Genomic DNA, 2,311 nt, shown 5'->3' on the forward strand with positions numbered 1-2,311 from the left:
GCGGTTCCTCGCGCCCCTGAAGGCAGGGGGTGCCGAGTCGGAATCCGGGGCCGCGCCCGGGCCCGAGTGGGCCGAGGGCGTGGCCGGAGCCTCGGTCTCGGGGGCCTTCATGTGGCCTGCCAGCCACAGCAGTTCGGCCAGTTCTACCGAGGTGGGGGACGGGCCGGCGCCGGCCTCTGCCAGGACGTCGGCCAGGCGGGCGGCGCCGGTGTGAGTGCCGGAACCGGTGCCGACGCCGGTGGTGGCGTCGGCACCGGTACCAGAACCGGCGTCGGCCTCAGAAGGCATCCGATTCGTCCCCCGTACGGCTCAGATACGGCATCAGCTGCTCCGCCAGGTCGTCGCGGGACGACGCGTCGATGCCCGCCGTGCCCGTGAGGTAGATGGCGTTGAGGAGTTGGTCCGTGGCCAGCTCGCCGTCCGTGCCCCGGGACAGGAAGCGGTCGATCAACTCCCGGGCGTGCGCGTCGGGTTCGCCCAGGTGGGCTCGGACGATGCTCTCCAGGTGGGCGGCGCGGGGCTGGTGGAGTTCGAGGCGGACACAGCGGCGGAGGAAGGCGGGCGGGAACTCGCGTTCGCCGTTGCTGGTGAGGACCACGAAGGGGAACGCGCGGCAGCGGACACGGCCGCGCGAGACCTCGACCCGTTCGTCCGTGCCGTCGACCATGACCTTGGCGGCGGTGGTGTGCCGGGCGGCGCGGACCAGCTCCGGGATCTCGTACTGGCCCTCCTCCAGGATGTTGAGGAGGTCGTTCGGCAGGTCCAGGTCGCACTTGTCGATCTCGTCGATCAGCAGGGCGCGCGGACGGCCGTACGGAAGGAGCGCCGTGCCGAGTGGGCCCAGGCGCAGATGGTCCTGGAGCCCGCCGTCGGTGGGGAGTTGAGCGTCCGGCGGTACCTCGCGTGCGGCGGCTCGTCCTGCCGCGTACAGGCGGGAGAGCGGATCGTACTGGTAGAGGCCGTCGTGGAGCGTGGCGCGGCTGGTGATGTTCCAGCGCAGGACGGGGCCGAGCCGCAACTCCCTCGCCACCGCGTACGCGAGGCTCGACTTGCCGCTGCCGGGCGGGCCCGTCACGAGGAGCGGGCGGCGCAAGTACAGGGCGGCGTTGACGAGTTGGACCGCCCGGTCCGTGGCGCGATAGGTGCGGGCGCGGTGCCGACGGTCCGGGGAGGTCGCCGAGGCGTCGTCGTCCTCGGCGGGGGTCTCCAGCTCCGGGCCGCCGTCGAAGGCGCGCCAGGGTGGTGGCGCGGGCAACTCGGCGATGCCGTCGTGCGGTTCGCTCGTACCCGTGTAGACGGGCCACAAGGACATGGTCTCTCCGAACGTGTTCTGTGTTCTGCGTTCCGTGTTCCGTTGTGCGTTTCCGCGCTTCAGTCGACGGCTTCGGGCCGCCGTTCATCAACCGATTTTCAGCGGGCTGCTCATCGGCCTCCTCAGCCGACGGGGTTGTGTGCGTAGGCGACGGGGTCGGGCAGGCATTCGGGGTCCTCCCAGAGGAGTGCCAGGTCGTGCGCCCAGTGCGGTTCCGCGGTGTCGGAGGCGTACGCCGTCTCGCGCAACTCATGCACGTACTGCGGGAGTTCATGAGCCGGCAGGTCCGCGAGGTGCTCGGCTAGGCGGTCCAGGAACTCCGAGCCCGGGCAGTCCGCGGGCCGCCCGCACCGGTGCTCGCCCCGGCAGCCGGAGCGCGGCCACAGCATCACCGGCACCGCCGCGTTCAGGCTCGCCTGGAACAGCCGTCTGACCCCGTCGGCGCGGGGCGGCGTACCGAAGCCCACCATGTCGGCGTCCCGGCGCAGGTCGATGGTCAGTTTCACCTGGTCCTGGCCGACGGCCCAGCAGTCGATGCGGTGGAGTCTGGCCGCCGGCCGTGCGTCCAGGGTCCGCCACTTCTGTCTCAGCTTGTGCTGCAGGCCGCCGCTGCGCCGCCGCTCCAGGTCCATCACGACGAGCGGTGCGAAGGAGCCGAGCGGGCTGTCGTCGTCGGCACTGCGCTTCCAGCGCGCCACGTCCGCGTTGAGCCAGCGGCGCGGCAGCACGAAGGCGATCAACTCCCGTGCTCCCGGCTCCAGTTCGTGGAACGCCTCGTCGATGCGCTGCAGCGCGTACGGGCGTACGCGGTCCACCGGGAGGCGGCGGGAGCCGACCACTCGGCGGTGCCGGTCGTTGTACGCGGACACCTCGACGAGGAAGTCCCGGTTGCCCGAGCCGCTGGGGGCGATCTCCACGAGGATCGGTGACCAGGTGTGCGCCGTGGAGCTCGGGCGGGGGGTCGTGTCTGTGGGCGTCGGGGTGCGGTGGGTGTGGGGG

3 protein-coding genes are annotated in these 2,311 nt (G+C 71.9%); all 3 read right to left on the bottom strand.

The window, feature by feature from the left end; all coding sequences use genetic code 11:
- On the bottom strand, positions 1 to 288 hold a 288-nt coding region (locus tag AOK17_RS47065), incomplete at its 3' end, for a hypothetical protein (RefSeq protein WP_206190958.1).
- Positions 278 to 1,312 carry an AAA family ATPase gene (locus AOK17_RS47070; RefSeq protein ID WP_055618759.1) on the bottom strand — a complete coding sequence of 345 codons (1,035 nt, stop codon included), beginning with the start codon at positions 1,310 to 1,312 and terminating at the stop codon, positions 278 to 280. The genes AOK17_RS47065 and AOK17_RS47070, both read right to left, overlap by 11 nt.
- Before the next feature lie 122 nt (positions 1,313 to 1,434).
- The coding region (locus tag AOK17_RS47075) for a VMAP-C domain-containing protein (protein WP_483855198.1) at positions 1,435 to 2,311 on the bottom strand (877 nt) is incomplete at its 5' end.

The organism is Streptomyces phaeochromogenes (assembly GCF_001418655.1).
Taxonomy (GTDB): domain Bacteria; phylum Actinomycetota; class Actinomycetes; order Streptomycetales; family Streptomycetaceae; genus Streptomyces; species Streptomyces phaeochromogenes.